General features: G+C 37.4%; 13 protein-coding genes. 3 read left to right on the forward strand and 10 right to left on the reverse strand.

What is annotated here, in order from left to right:
* Window positions 1–18 precede the first annotated feature (18 nt).
* The 5 genes from N780_RS01555 to N780_RS01575 all read right to left on the reverse strand — a co-directional run bounded on the left by N780_RS01555 (window position 19) and on the right by N780_RS01575 (window position 4,478).
* Window positions 19–807: a carbon-nitrogen family hydrolase gene (locus N780_RS01555; RefSeq protein ID WP_036779149.1), complete on the reverse strand. Its 789-nt coding sequence runs from the start codon at window positions 805–807 to the stop codon at window positions 19–21.
* Between the two features lie 120 nt (window positions 808–927).
* Complete coding sequence (locus tag N780_RS01560) at window positions 928–1,131, reverse strand: cold-inducible protein YdjO-related protein (RefSeq protein WP_036779151.1); 204 nt, start codon at window positions 1,129–1,131, stop codon at window positions 928–930.
* Between the two features lie 142 nt (window positions 1,132–1,273).
* Window positions 1,274–1,474, reverse strand: a complete 201-nt coding sequence (locus tag N780_RS01565) for a cold-shock protein (RefSeq protein ID WP_036779154.1) — start codon at window positions 1,472–1,474, stop codon at window positions 1,274–1,276.
* 321 nt (window positions 1,475–1,795) lie between these two features.
* On the reverse strand, window positions 1,796–3,589 hold the full coding sequence (locus N780_RS01570) for a M3 family oligoendopeptidase (RefSeq protein ID WP_036779156.1): 1,794 nt from the start codon (window positions 3,587–3,589) through the stop codon (window positions 1,796–1,798).
* Between the two features lie 118 nt (window positions 3,590–3,707).
* Window positions 3,708–4,478: a DUF4397 domain-containing protein gene (locus tag N780_RS01575; RefSeq protein ID WP_036779160.1), complete on the reverse strand. Its 771-nt coding sequence runs from the start codon at window positions 4,476–4,478 to the stop codon at window positions 3,708–3,710.
* A gap of 184 nt (window positions 4,479–4,662) precedes the next feature.
* On the opposite strand from N780_RS01575, the gene N780_RS01580 reads away from it, so the two are divergent.
* A complete protein-coding gene (locus N780_RS01580) occupies window positions 4,663–5,424 on the forward strand; it encodes a SurA N-terminal domain-containing protein (protein WP_036779163.1) in 762 nt (253 codons plus the stop codon).
* Between the two features lie 90 nt (window positions 5,425–5,514).
* Here N780_RS01580 and N780_RS01585 read toward each other — a convergent pair whose 3' ends face one another.
* From N780_RS01585 to N780_RS01595, 3 genes are all read right to left on the reverse strand, one after another.
* Entirely contained in the window at window positions 5,515–9,147 is a 3,633-nt protein-coding gene (locus N780_RS01585; RefSeq protein ID WP_052114833.1) for a dynamin family protein, read from the reverse strand.
* Window positions 9,148–9,305: 158 nt separating this feature from the next.
* Window positions 9,306–9,956 carry a nucleoside deaminase gene (locus N780_RS01590; protein ID WP_036779165.1) on the reverse strand — a complete coding sequence of 217 codons (651 nt, stop codon included), beginning with the start codon at window positions 9,954–9,956 and terminating at the stop codon, window positions 9,306–9,308.
* 62 nt (window positions 9,957–10,018) lie between these two features.
* The gene (locus N780_RS01595) at window positions 10,019–10,957 is read right to left on the reverse strand and encodes a helix-turn-helix domain-containing protein (RefSeq protein WP_036779167.1); all 939 of its coding nucleotides are present in this window, start codon (window positions 10,955–10,957) and stop codon (window positions 10,019–10,021) included.
* A gap of 174 nt (window positions 10,958–11,131) precedes the next feature.
* Between N780_RS01595 and N780_RS01600 the strand changes: the two genes are divergently transcribed.
* Window positions 11,132–12,229, forward strand: coding sequence for a tyrosine-type recombinase/integrase (locus N780_RS01600; protein ID WP_052114834.1), 1,098 nt, complete (start codon window positions 11,132–11,134; stop codon window positions 12,227–12,229).
* A 64-nt stretch (window positions 12,230–12,293) separates the two neighbouring features.
* Here the strand turns inward: N780_RS01600 and N780_RS01605 are convergent, their stop codons facing one another.
* Both N780_RS01605 and N780_RS01610 read right to left on the reverse strand, forming a co-directional pair.
* Entirely contained in the window at window positions 12,294–13,100 is an 807-nt protein-coding gene (locus tag N780_RS01605) for an ABC transporter permease subunit (protein ID WP_036779168.1), read from the reverse strand.
* Window positions 13,100–14,008 carry an ABC transporter ATP-binding protein gene (locus tag N780_RS01610; RefSeq protein ID WP_036779169.1) on the reverse strand — a complete coding sequence of 303 codons (909 nt, stop codon included), beginning with the start codon at window positions 14,006–14,008 and terminating at the stop codon, window positions 13,100–13,102. The genes N780_RS01605 and N780_RS01610 overlap by 1 nt, the downstream gene beginning before the upstream one ends.
* 155 nt (window positions 14,009–14,163) lie before the next feature.
* On the opposite strand from N780_RS01610, the gene N780_RS01615 reads away from it, so the two are divergent.
* Complete coding sequence (locus tag N780_RS01615; protein ID WP_036779171.1) at window positions 14,164–14,568, forward strand: hypothetical protein; 405 nt, start codon at window positions 14,164–14,166, stop codon at window positions 14,566–14,568.
* Window positions 14,569–14,613 lie beyond the last annotated feature (45 nt).

Below are 14,613 nucleotides of genomic sequence, written 5' to 3' on the forward strand. Positions count from 1 at the left end.
CACAAAATTATATGGTCTTTATTCATAGAGATCAGTGCGTCGATCTTGAAAAATCGGGATTTGTTTACGAATGCCTTCCACGATACTCATATCAAGTTCTCCAGTAAGAAGCATTTCAGTGTCATCTGCTTCTGAGATAATATCGCCCCATGGACTTATGATAAGCGAGTGGCCACCAAATGAATTCTTAGGATCACTCCCTATTCGGTTACATGCTACGACAAAAGACTGGTTCTCAATCGCTCGGCTAATGAGTAAGCTCCTCCAATGATCTATACGAGGGGTAGGCCATTGAGCAACGACAAACAAAATCTCACTACCATTTATAGTATGAGTTCTCATCCATTCTGGAAAACGGATGTCATAACAAATAAAAGCAGCACTAGGGTAACCTTTTATTTCGAAATGACTCTGTTTATCACCAGCTTGTAAATACAAATGTTCATCCATTAACTTAAATAAATGAACCTTGCTGTACTCTTTCTTGAGATGACCGTCTTCATCAAATACGTACAAGGTATTAGTGTGTTGTCCTTCCTCTTTTTTAGCTACTGATCCTCCCACGATATCTACACCGTATTGACGAGATAAACGAGATAGAAAGTCTTGACTCTGCTCCCCTAAAGGATCAGCAATTTCATCCAATCTAGTAAGGTCATATCCAGTGTTCCACAGTTCCGGCATTACCACTACATCGATTTGTTCAAGTGATTTGAGTTGTTTCATTTGTTCTTCAATGTGCTTCTGGTTTTCTGCAGGATTTCCATATGTAACATCTATTTGAAGTATGGCAACATGTAAACTCACAAAAATCCTCCCCACTTAGTTTGTTTACACAATAGCGTATATCACACTCCATTTGCAAGAAAATTCATTCAATAAGACATAAAAAAAGATCTCACCATAAGTGAGATCTTTTTTTATTCATCAATTCCATTTAGCGCTGTTATTTTCTACTACTTGTAGCTCTTTTACAGATGTCACCATTTTGCTTTTGCAAATTGGGCATGTAGGGGTTTCTTCGGATTTGAAGTTATCCCGCATCCATGCATTACAATCTTCAGAGGAGCATTCCCAAATTTTAAGGTCCTGTTTCTTGATCTCTTCTTGTTTCTTCTTACCAAATGCCATGTACTGAACGCCTCCTTGGAAAAGACTTATATTAGAAAAACAAACGATTACGTTTGCTTCTCTCATACCTTCATCTTTTAGAGAACTGAAACTTAGAGAAAGTATATATAAAAAGCTACCTTTGGAGGTAGCTTTTTAATTCTTATAATTTAGTTACGTTAGCCGCTTGTGGTCCACGGTTACCTTCTGTTACTTCAAATTCAACGCTTTGGCCTTCTTCAAGAGACTTGAAGCCTTCTTCGTTGATCGCACTGAAGTGTACGAATACATCGTCTTCACCTTGTACTTCGATGAAGCCAAAACCTTTTTCTGCGTTAAACCATTTTACTGTACCTGTTTTCATTAGAGAAAACCTCCATTACTAATTTCTAATATGTTACTTTTATTGAAGTAATAAAAAATCACATATTAGAAAAAGTACTAATGTGAATTAATACTCTTTCTGATATGTGAATCGGAGTATCTTTCAAATCGTAACTCATTACTTATCTTATGATTCTAATGGTGTTTTATGCGTTCGAGTTATATTCTGTTGTTTTTCTTTATTAATTTCATAATACTCCCTTCTTACACATAAGTCAAGCGAATAAGTGAAACGATTTCATTTGTATTGATATTAAAGTGGGATCAACTCTTTCTATAAGAGCCAATCCCACTCCCCATTTTACTGACTTAGTTGTAGGAATTCTTCAACATCTTTCACACATAATTTAATTGCATCTTCCCAGAATTCTGGTTGCTCAATATCAACGTTTAAATGTTTCATTGCAAGGTCTTCTACTCTCATACTTCCTGTATCTTTCAATAAAGCGATATACTTCTCTTCAAAATCGCTCCCCTCTTCTAATGCTTTTGCATATATTCCAAGGCTGAACAAGTAACCAAATGTGTACGGGAAGTTATAGAATGGAACACCTGTGATGTGGAAATGGAGTTTGGATGCCCACATATGAGGATCATATTCTCCTAAAGCATCACAGTACGCTTCTTTTTGTGCCTCTTCCATTAGTGTATTAAGGCGTTCGACCGAAACTTGACCTTGTTTACGTTCTTCATAAAATCTCGTTTCAAATAAGAAGCGGGCATGGATATTCATGAAAAAGGCAACACTTCGGTTTACTTTATCCTCTAAAAGGGATAAACGCTCTTGTTCTGTCTCAGCTTTCTTAACAGCAGCATCTGCTACAATCATTTCTGCAAACGTTGATGCAGTTTCAGCCACGTTCATAGCATAACGCTGATTTAAAGGGTGAACATCATCCATAACATGTTGGTGGAATGCGTGACCTAGTTCGTGAGCTAGTGTGGCTACATTTGATGCTGTTCCTGAATAGGTCATAAATATACGCGTTTGTTTGCTGTCAGGAAAGCTTGTACAAAAACCTCCTGGTCGTTTGCCGCTGCGATCTTCAGCTTCAATCCAGCGCTTTTCAAATGCCATTTCTGCAAATGAAGCCATTTTGGGACCGAATTGGTTAAACTGGTCAACAATAAACTTTGCTCCTTCATCATAAGAAACGGTTTGTTCCTCATTTGTAATAGGCGCGCCGACATCATACCAATTCAGCTTTTCAATACCAAGTAAATGAGCTTTACGCTCAAGGTATTTTACAAATGTATCCTTATATTTGGTGATCGAAGACCACATCGTATCAAGTGTTTTCTCACTCATTCGATTAATTTCAAGTGGCTCCTTAAGGACATGATCCCACTCTCTATGCTTATAGGTTTGTAAACGAAAGCCTGATAAGTGATTAATCGTTTCCCCAAATAGGTCTTGTTGTTCAGTCCATGCATTTTGTAACTTGTGGAAAACAGCTTGTCTTACATCTCGGTCAGCAGAACTTAATTTGTTTGAAGCTTGTCCTACAGATAAATGATGAGATTCCCCATTTTCTTCTACTTCTACACTCATTTTGCCAACGATCGTGTTATACATTTGGCCCCATGCATGATAGCCATCAATACTTAAGTCATTAATAATTGCCTCTTGCTCCAGGGGTAAATTTTCGTTAGCTCGTTTTCTCTTTTCATTCAACACATATTGTAAATTGGATAATTCGGGTGAATCGAGCAATTGATTCCACACAGATTCTTCAACCTGAACCAACTTTTGATCAAGTTGTGTCATTGTTGTAGAAAATACAGCTCCCATCTGACTTACTTGAGCTCTTAATAGGCTGGCCTTTTTATCGTCCACATTTTGAGCAGATAAACAACTTATAAATGCACCACTTTCTCTAATTTGTGTCGTAACTGTTTCCAAGTGATGAATAATAGTTGCAAGAGATTCGACTTCTTCTGCGCTTTTAGGTGTGGTGAATTGATTTACCTTATCACCTAACTCTTGTAAATTTTCGTTTAATGTATGTAAATATTGATTGAAAGCTTCAGACTCACTGCCCCCTTCAAAGATCACATCTAAATCCCACGTTAAATCATAAGACGTTTTGGTCATGTTATATCCTCCTCATTATTTCGTAACTCTAAGTATATTAAATTTTCATAATTTTTTCTACACTTATACTCTATTAATATCAAAAAACAACAGCCCTTCCGTGGGGAAGGGCTGTTGTTTATATAAATATGGCTTCTAGTGTTGGCTCACCATTAGCATATCCTACTGCTACAGCGTTATAGATTCCATCAGCTTCTAACATGACTCCTGGAACTGTAAGTACAACTTGTTTTGATCCTGCTGGCCTTACTTCTAACTCAACCTGTGTCGGTGGTAAAGTCAAGTAATTTGTCGCCTCTTTAAAACCTACGTTCGGAAATAGCACTTCTCCTCCCTTAACTGCAATGTCTACGCGCGGGGCATCCGGGGATAAATGGATAAATCGAGCTTTCGCTTTTCCTTGAGCAGGTGTCATATCATCAACATAAGGGACCAACGTTAGTTCTTCAACGTTCCCAGCAGCGGCAACTGTATAAGCCTGACCTGGTTCTACTCTAATATCTTTAGTCAAAACTGCCTCAGAGTTTCCGGTTGGAGTAATTTTAATACGATAATCTCCAGCCATAACCGGTACGTACTGACTGACCTGTTTAAAGGCCACGTTTTGAAGTAGCTGCTGACCATTAACATACACATCCACATTAGGGGCATTAGGTGATGCATGAAAAACCCTTACATAAGACATATTCTGATGATTTGCTTGCTGAGCGTTCTGTTGATCATTTGAACGATACATACCCGTTAGTTGTCGCATGCATTCATAATGCTTCATGTAATACATCATATGTTTGTTAGGGTCTATATACTTGTAATAGTTAGCGAGCAAATCGTACATAGAAGCATTTTGGATGAGGCTTTGTTCATATTGATTATAATGGTATGGATTCATATTGCTCTTTCCTCCTTAAATAGCAATCTTCACTAATGACTATGTGAAATAGTTCCTAAACATGCCTTTAAAATTGGCATTTACATACTGAACAAGCCTCATTATAAGAGGATGTATTTTACAAGAGCATTTGTGGTATGATACAGTCTAACAGAATTGAATTTTCAGCAAGGGAGATGTTCTTTTGACATTCAAGAAAAAACTGGCCACATTGCTATTTGGCCTTGTCCTTTCCGTAGGAATCGTAGGGTGCTCAAGTAGCGAAGAAGGCTCTAATGATAATGACTCCAAAGATACTGAAACGACAGAAGAAAGCAAGGATAGCGAAAACAAAGAAGAAAAAAATTCAGAAAACAATGACAAAGAATCTGAAGGAGACGTAGCCGCTGTAGTAAATGGTGAAGAGATCCCTATGTCTCGCTTAAACGATTCGATTGAGCAACAAAAGCAGATGTATAAGCAACAAGGAATGGAACTTAAAGATGAACAGCTTACACAAATAAAAGATTCGACACTGACTCAACTTATTAACCTAGAACTTGTTAAACAAGAAGCGGAATCTTCTGATATCAGCGTATCTGATGAAGAAGTACAGAAAGATTTAGATAGCATCATTGAGCGAAATGGTGGCGAAGAACAGTTTAACAAGCTCTTAGAAAAAGAAGAAATTTCTAAAGATGAAGTAAAAGATCAACTTCGTACTCAAATCCTGATTGACAAGTTTATTTCTGAAAACACAGAAGAAGTGAAAGTAACAGATGAAGAGATTCAAAAGCAATATGATCAATTAGCTAAAAGTAGTGAAGGAAGCGAACAAGAAATTCCGGAGCTAAAAGAAGTAAAAGATCAACTTAAACAAAGAATTCAACAACAAGAGAAACAAAAGCAAGAAAAACAGCTAATTGACAAGCTGAAAAAAGATGCTGATATCGAAAAGAAAGTATAATGCAAAAAGCAGCCATGTTATGGCTGCTTTTTTATTGGACAATTTTCATATTTAAAGTTCACCTGTTAATAAAATTAGTTCTTCACTAACTTAACGAATTGAGTGTTCGATTTGTTGCTTGGTGTTTTTTAGTGCATCCAAATCAACGCGTTCTTCAAGGGAACCTAATAATCCATTGTAATATTCTTCAACGCTTCGCTTCGACTTATCCTGGTACTCTTCAGTGACTTTGTTCCACTCTGCAAGGTAATAACGGATGAGCAAATCATCATTAGCTTTTATTACCGATTCCACTTGTGGAAGTAAACCTTCTAGCAACGCTTCTTTCATCTTTTCCTTCTCATTATGTTCAAAAAATGCTTTTGTATTTTTAAACAGACCCAAAGCCTGCTCAATAGCCTTATCTTTTATAGAAATGGATAGATGTGGTTGGATCTCTGGTGTAAGAATTTTCTTATCTTCGTAATACGGAAGTGATATGGGAGCTACTTCCCTACTACATTTCTCCTCAAGATCTTGCTTCCATTCTTTAGCCGTTTCATTTGTAAACGTTTCTATACGAATCGTTACAGCTCTTAGTTCTTGAAGCAACTCATGCTCAATCATCTCTTTTAAGTGATTAAAACTTTTCTGAAGAGCTTCTTTTGCTTCTTTCCCATTCCCCTTTATTACAGCTGGATTAAACGATTGCTTAAATAAATCAGAAAAAGCTAACGATAAACGTTCTTGAACATAATAGGTTTGTTTCGTCACTTTATTTTCGATCGCCTGCTCATAGCGCGCTTTATCTGAACTTTCGATGCGAGAGACGATCTCGTTTTTCTCTGTTTGATATTCTATTTTCTTTTTCTCCTTCTGCTTTTGATCTAGAGAAGCAGAATGAATATAGTGTTCTATTGTATTCTTTGCTCGTTCTAGATCATGAAAAGCAGCGTGAATAAGGAGTTGCACGAGCTCTTGTTGTATAAAACTATGGAAAGACTGTTCAAATTCCATAATCCCTGAAGTACCAGTAACGGAAGTGATCTCTGATTTCCCAGCACGCTCTTCTAAAGCCATTTTGCTTGATACAGGAAATAATCGAGGCGAACGAATTCCATATTGGAGTAATTGATCTTCAACGTAGTTTGTAACAAGATCGAGTTCTTCTTTTGTTTTGGCGAGATCTGATGCGTTTACGACAAAGAACATTTTATCCATACTAAATGCGTCCTTTACTCGGCCGAGTTGCAGAAGGAAATCCCGATCAGCCCCAGAGAAAGCATGGTTATAATAAGTGACAAATAGGATTGCATCTGCCTCTTTAATGTATTCAAAAGAGGTCTCCGTATGACGCGCATTAACCGAATCAGCACCAGGTGTGTCTACAAGGGTAATCCCTTCTCTGGTAAGGGCGCAATCATAGTACAATTCCATCCACTCAATAAAGCAAGAACGCTCTTCATTAGACACAAACTCCTTGAATTCTTCTAATCCAACTTCAAGCGTTCCTCCTAAGTGCTTTCTAATATAGGAGTATCCATTTGTGACAGCTTGAAGAAAGGACCATCTTTTTTGGTCCGGTGTGATGGTTGATATACGCGTATTATCTTCTTTAATCCATTCTACTAATTGATCAATATTCTCGAAATTTTCACTGTAGTGATCTGTCGCGTAAGCAAGGTCTGCTTTCAAATCTTCTGATTGTTTTACTTTCACACGAACACTACCGTGAGGGTATTCATCAGAAGCGGGTAAAATTTTATTAATGGTTGCGGTTGTAGGATTAGGTGACACAGGTAAGACAGCTTCACCTAACAGAGCATTTGCAAACGACGATTTACCTGCTGAGAATGCTCCGAATAAAGCGATTGTGTAATGCCTGGATTGAAGCCGACTCTTTTTCTCTAGCAAGTCTTGTTGTAACGAACCGAACCCTTGTAAGGGTTCTAGTGCAGAATGCGTCTCATCTAATCGTTCGATCGCTTCTTCTATTGTAACCTCTTTCTTCTTTTGAGGTTTTAAGTTCTTTTCGTTCCTGGGTTGAGGCTTATCATTTGATTGAGGTACTTTCACATCTAGCTCCGCATTTCTACGTACTCGCTGTTCTCTTGCGAATAATGTTGAGGTAGCATCATCAAGTGCCCCGTCAATATCAAGATCTCCACTTCTGATATTGATGAGAGATTCTTTTCTCTCAGTCAAATCTTTATGAAGGGATTCGAGCTTTTGTTTATAAGATAAGTATTGATTCTCGGATTCTTGCTTAGCTTTAAGCTGTTCTAATTTATCTTCTTTCTCACTTTCAAGAAAATGAGAAGCTTCCCCCCAAGATTTAAGTGCCTCGTCTTTCACCAAACGCTTGATCTCTCGTGAAACATCTTCAGAATACTGAAGTACATAATCCCCACCAGATCCAGCGCCTTTTTGGATCGTGTCTTTAAGTAAATCAGGAGCAAAAGTGATGGTGAAATTCTCAAATTTTTGCAGAGTAGTTTCATCAAAAACATGGTATGATTTCGCTGTTTCAACAAGAGCTTTCCTTACCGGCCATTCTAGCTTCGCTTTAGCCTGTTCGGATATAGCTTCATAAAATGAATCCAACCTTTCTTTCCGAGCTTCTTCTGTTTTCGATTTCGTAAAGAAAAAACCTACTTTAAAATTAGATTGTTGAGACTCAATAAATGAACGAGCTTTTTCTCTAACTTCATAAGGCATAAGGGTGGCATTTCGGAGGGAATGGTCCACGCGCTGCCTCAAATCATCTTCGGCATTCTCTGGTATAGCTTTCGTTTCGATCATTTGCTGTTGGGATGAAGGCTCCCCTTCGTCCTTTTGAAAAGAAGCTAATTTCTTTTCAAGATCTTCTTGTACGTCTTTGTTATCTTCTTTCAGTTGAGTGATGTAATCTGTTATGAGTGTTTTACTCGAGTTCGTGATGGTTTCTTTTATAATAAAATTTTTCTGATCAATCAATTGTTCAAGTGTTGACTTCATTTGCTGGAATTGATTGTGTTGTAGTTCAGGATCTGTCAGCGTGGTGAAGTAAATCCCTTTTGTCTCAATACTCCAATTGTTCAGTGCGTCGTAAACACTTTGCTTAAAAGAAGAAAAAGGTAACTCAGATTCATCGTGCTTATCAATCTGGTTCACTATAATATAAAGTGGTTTATCTTTTTTCTGCATTTCTGACAAGAAGGCTAAATTCACTTCAGATTGAACGTGATTATAATCCATCACATAGAACAATACGTCCACTATGTGAAGAGCTGACTCTGTCATGATTCTGTCCGCATCATTTGATGAATCAATGCCTGGTGTGTCAAGAATGGTTACGTTTTCAACTAAGTGAGTATCCTTTTTTGTGAGTTCAAGTTCTTTAATGGCATCGCCATCTTTGCAGAATTGTTGTATGCGGTCAATATTATAAGGTTCAGGGTATTCAATTGGGTCATCCTCGCTGAAATAAACACGAGCATACCCCTCCCCCTTTTTAATTTTCACAAGATTAGCACTCGTTGGAATAGGGCTGGATGGTAAAAGTTCTTCTTTAAGAAGCGTATTGATCATCGTCGATTTTCCGGCTGAAAAATGTCCCGCAAAGCCAATCACAAGTTCCTGGTTTTGTTGCTTCTCCAATAAATCCAGCGCTTTTTTGGCTGATTCATGCGCATCATACATAGTAAATTGTTTGTATAAACTAGCTAATGGGTGTAACGAATCTTGATACTGGTCAGTTGTCATGATACTGGTAACTCCTTTATAAACAGATCATTATTTATTGTATTGAAATTATCCGTCAGTTGACAGCGGTTACCATGATTTTAACATCTCTTCTCTTCTTAATCACGAAAAACCAGGTATACTTAATTTTATAAGTATACCTGGTAACATTCACTCACTTAGCTGTGTAAACTTTTTAGATGTTTGATTAGTGCTTTTTGTATTAATGTGTAAATTTTTTCAATCGGGAGGTGCTTGTTTTGTTGAAGTGTCCTGTGAACCGCAAATTCCCTCCCCACTTCTAGAGCTTCAGGATAAACCTTCTTCATCTCTTCTATAACAAACCGTTTCGTAGGATCGTATTCGATGTCAAAGGCGACGTTTAATACAATGGAGACTTCTTCAATACTAACAAATGGACCCTCTGCATTTATCTTCTTTCGACTCATATAAGTTGTCGATCCTAGTAAATCGATACTTCCGCCATATTCATCTTTGGCCGCATACTTTAAGTTTTTAATGCCAGACATATATAATGCCCCCATGCAAAGCGGACATGGCTCTAACGTCGAGTAAAGGGTATAAGGAGCTCGGTATGTATGTACGCGATTGTCGATATTTAATAGCGCATTAACCTCCGCATGTGCGATTTCATTACATCTTATTCTTTCATCAGGGAGATTACAATGAACCGCGCATTTTCCTTCTGCAACGATCTTCCCTTCTTCATTTGTAACTAGTGCAGCGATTGGTTTAGACCCTAGTTGATAGGATTCCCAAGCTAACTCAAAACACCTTTTCCATTGACTAGATAATTGATTCCAATTCATACAATTCCTCCTTCTGCCGCCTTGTATCTAATTAGACTTCGGCAGAGTGAAATCCTCCCAGATTACAAATAACGACGTAACGCTTTTAGGAGCAACTCTTCCACAGGGAGACCTAGCTCTTCTGCTTCCTTATAATACCGATCCAGTATTTTAGTGGATATATCAAGTGACGTTGTGGTAAAACCGGACATAAGTTGAGCTATTAAAGCCTTAGAATCATAGTGAATTTCTCCCTTTTCAATATACCGAAGCAATAATTGGTGTTCCTCCTCTGTGATCGTTAATCGACCTAACCTGCATCGAACATAAAAGTCCCCAAGATCTGTTTCATAGATTTGTATATTTTTTCTACCTAACTGGAAAATCATCTTGTATATCAGATCATATACAGGATGGTCCATATTACGAGGTATAGGTATGGAGAATTCCGCAAATCCTTTTTGCTTAATATACTCTCGCTCTGGCCATTTTCCTTTTCCTTCAATATTTTCACGAATATGGATTTCCTTGCCGTTGCTCATTAATGTTCTTAGCGGCGATGTGCTCACAACCCGCGTCATGACGCCGTTTACACGGACTTTATCAAAAATACGGACTTCTCGCGAAATTAGTTGCACCCGTGACCCATAATCCCCTTCTCGATTCGACACAGTTCGCTCCTGTAATCGATCTTTAAATCGATCAATTTCTTCCAATTCAAAGAAGCGCCGTTTTTGTTTACCGATAATCTTTGTAAAACTTTCAACTTCTCCCTTCCTCACAAATTGCATTAAGTATTGAGGAGAAATTCCGGCTCGTTTGGCTGCACCCTTTACAGTTAACCCACCTGGTTCATAGGTTTGTTTGATATAGTCAATCTCTTCTTCCTTAAACCGATACCCGCCATCCCTTCTGTACGTATCTGGATTAACAGGCATAATTTGTTCTTGTTTAATCATGTACCGAATTTGTCTTTCTGATTTATGTAATTTCTTGGATACTTGTTGGATCGACAAGTACATTTTCGCTCCCCCTCTGACAAATATAAATAATATTAATATATTCTATTATAGTTTATATATTTGTAATTGAATATAGAATAATAAACAATTTTTCTAGGTTTAATGAAAAATGCTATGTTATAGTATAGATAGAAAGTTTTGGTTTTGTCACTTATTAAATGAAGGGAGAACATTATGAATAATCAAACAACATTACAAACCATTCATCACATTACCCAACAACAAATTGATTGGAGTTCCCCTGATTTGTACCATAAGATCATGCAAGTTGGTTTTAGGGATATTCCCTGGGAACAAGTTCCGGATGAGTTACTTCTTTATCTGTTTCTCCACGATGACCCTACACTTGGGTCACGTCGTAAAACTTCTACCCTAAGAGAGTATTTTCGTGATGTTCGTCAGTTTATCGGATACATACAAGCAGATGGCCATACAATCCAAACCATTCATCACGAAGACTTAGGGCGCTATCAGCTGTATTTAGAAAGCTGCTCATACCGTCCCACTACCTTACGTCGCAAAAGTACCGTTGTTAGTCAGTTCCTCTCTTATTTACATAATCGTGATATCGTAAACTATGATCTTACGAAAAGTATGAAACGAATCTCTGTAAAAAAAGAACAACTCGTCAATCGAGACTTTTATGAAGAAGAAGTTGAAGAGCTCCTTAAATACTTCAAAGAGCATGACTATTATATGTATACAATGTTGTATACATTGGTTTCAACCGGCCTTCGTATTCAGGAATTTGCAGAAGCTAAATGGTCTGAAGTCTTTTATCAACCAGATGTTGGGCTTTATTTTGTCTCTGTTATTGGAAAACGAAGTAAGTTGCGAGAAGTCCCTTTATTTGAAGAAGTACTAGAAGTGATTAGTGAATTTAGAATGAGGCGAGGCTTTTCAGGAAACTTAGACGGAGATGAGACCCCTCTTTTCCCTAAGCCTAACGGAGAACATTATAATTTTAAGTATTTAAGTAATGAATTCACTAAACAAATAGAAAACTTGCATACTATCTTTCCATTTATCCAGCAACGCTTAGATCGCCAGGAACGTTATGCGAAAACCTCTAATCCTATTAAATTTAAGATTACTCCGCATACGTGTAGACATTACACGGCTTCTTATTACCTGTCTAAAGGAGCAGATTTAAAAGCGATACAAGACTTGCTAGATCATGAATCGTCCTCTACAACAGATAATTACCTCCGTCGTAAGCGAAAATTCCAGGACCATGCTGCTGTAAAAATCGGAGGTCAGTTTATGAAATAGTTTCTTCATGTACTAAAGAGCTAAAAAAGCGCCCAGCTAAATGCCAGGCGCTTTCATTTTATTTTTATAAAGGTAAATCTCTTTTCTTAAATATCCACAAAGACATACTTAAGGCTGCTATTCCAATCACTATAAGCCAAAAATAGGAATAAACAGGGGCCGATCCACTTCTTAAAATATCACTTGCTTGAAAGAAAGAGAATAATGTAGCATACTCCAACCAACTTAACTTCTCTGTTAATTTTGCTATAATATCAAACCCGTACATGAGAAAAACCACCAAGGAAGCAGCACCTAAAGCTTTCTTCTCATCGTTCAATAAACAAGATAAGAGGAAATTCAAACTCCCAAGAGCAAAAAATAAAAGTGTCCCCATTACATTCACTTCTAAAAACGCTTGGACATCCATTTGATTATCGCTTGTAACGATCACCGTTTGAGCCCATATCCCTATAGCTGTCGTTACAACCATAATAGTGAGTAATCCTGTGAGAAATACCGAGAAGTGTAAGAGTGCAATCTTGATTCTTGAATAGGGTGTCGCCAGTAAATAGGCCATTGATCCCCGATCTATAAATTGGGAGATGAGTTGATTCGTAATCATAATACTGTAGATTGATAAAATAATGATAAAGATCATATCGTAATACTTGCTTGATAAAAACTCTCCAAGACTCCCCATACCAGCTTCTAAACCGAAGGCTTGAATAAATCCAGCGGGCATACCTGATATTAGCTCATTCATAACATCCATCTTATCTGCAAACGTTGGGAAAATCCAAATAATGAGGGTCATATATAGTACAGAGACAGCAGTAAATCCAACAATACTCATAGCATGTAGTTGTATCATACGTTTATAAAGGCTCATTATAACTCCTCCTCTTGATCAGAAGGCGCGTTTTTATGATTATAGATATCCATAAAGACCTCTTCAAGTGTTTGAGACTCCATTTCCATATTTGTAACTGAGTGATTTTGTAGGGAAGTAACAAAAGCATCATAGCTTCCTTTTATAGGAACTATAACCCGGTTGTAGGATCTACTTTCCACTTGATCAGGAAACTGATCTGCGTAGGAACAAGCCTCTACCTCATCTTCAAATGTGACTTCTACTTTTTTTGTTTGTAAGGAACGAAGATCTGTCATAGAATCTGTCCTAACGATTCTACCTTCCTTAATAATAGAAGCTCTATTACACGTACGCTCCACCTCAGGGAAATAGTGGGAACTCATTAAAATGGTTTTCCCCCTCCCTCGTTCTTCGCCTAACAAATTAAGAAACTCCCTTTGCATAAAGGGGTCAAGTCCTGATGTAGGCTCATCTAATATGTAAATGGATGGATCGTGCATAAAGGCAGCTACAATACCCACTTTTTGCTTCATCCCTTTAGACATCTTACGTATTTGTATAGAAGGGTCAAATTGAAAACGATCAATTAAAGCGTCTTTTCTTGAGGTACCACGCAACGATCTCATATCTTCAAGTAAGTTAAGAAATTCAGTTCCTTTCATCTTTTCAATAAGAGCAATTTCACCTGGAAGATAGCCTACAAATTTCTGGATGGTAGGCGCGTCTTCCCAGCAGTTATATTTTGAAATAGATAAATTCCCTTCATTCGGCTTCATAAAGCCCATTAGCTGACGTATGGTAGTTGATTTTCCAGCCCCATTAGGTCCAAGAAAACCAAATATATCTCCTTCTTCTACCCTAAAAGAAACATTGAATATCCCCTTGCCATTAGAGAAAGATTTTGTAACATTTTCAACGTGAATCATCTAAATCCCCCTTTCTAATGAAAAAGCTGTATTTTAGTGACTTATGATTATCGTAAGCTCCCCCTCTTAGTCTGTCAATTTAATCCTTTAGAGTAAGTATAGTTTTTTAAGAGTCGTACATACTATCCTTAACAACATGTTAAAGGATGAAATATATGTCTTCACATGACACATCAATTATTTATCGCCCTCTTGTATACGACGGACAACTGAAAACTTATATCGGTAGTCCTAATGCATATCACACTTCTGTAGAAGCAATTATTGAAGCAATGAATTTTGCAGAGCTTTATAATGAGGATATGTACGACGGAGCTATATTATGGGAAGATTCTGAAGTCACTAGAGGTGCTAATAACAACTTAAGAATTTTAAGTGGTACATTAAATAGCGATACTCCACCTACATTTTTTATTGAGATTAAGCAACTATTGGATAATGGTACCATCAAGGTTTCTGAGAAATCCCGCGCTAAACCAGTAGCAAGAGAACGTAATGAGGCACTTGCTATGCGAGTTGGTGAAGAAATTGACTTAATGGACTATCCTGTGAATGAATGAAACTGGCTCTTTTCTTGAGCTGGTTTTTATTTTGTTTATTTTTTC

The sequence above is a fragment of the Pontibacillus chungwhensis BH030062 genome, assembly GCF_000770675.1.
Taxonomy (GTDB): Bacteria; Bacillota; Bacilli; order Bacillales; family BH030062; genus Pontibacillus; species Pontibacillus chungwhensis.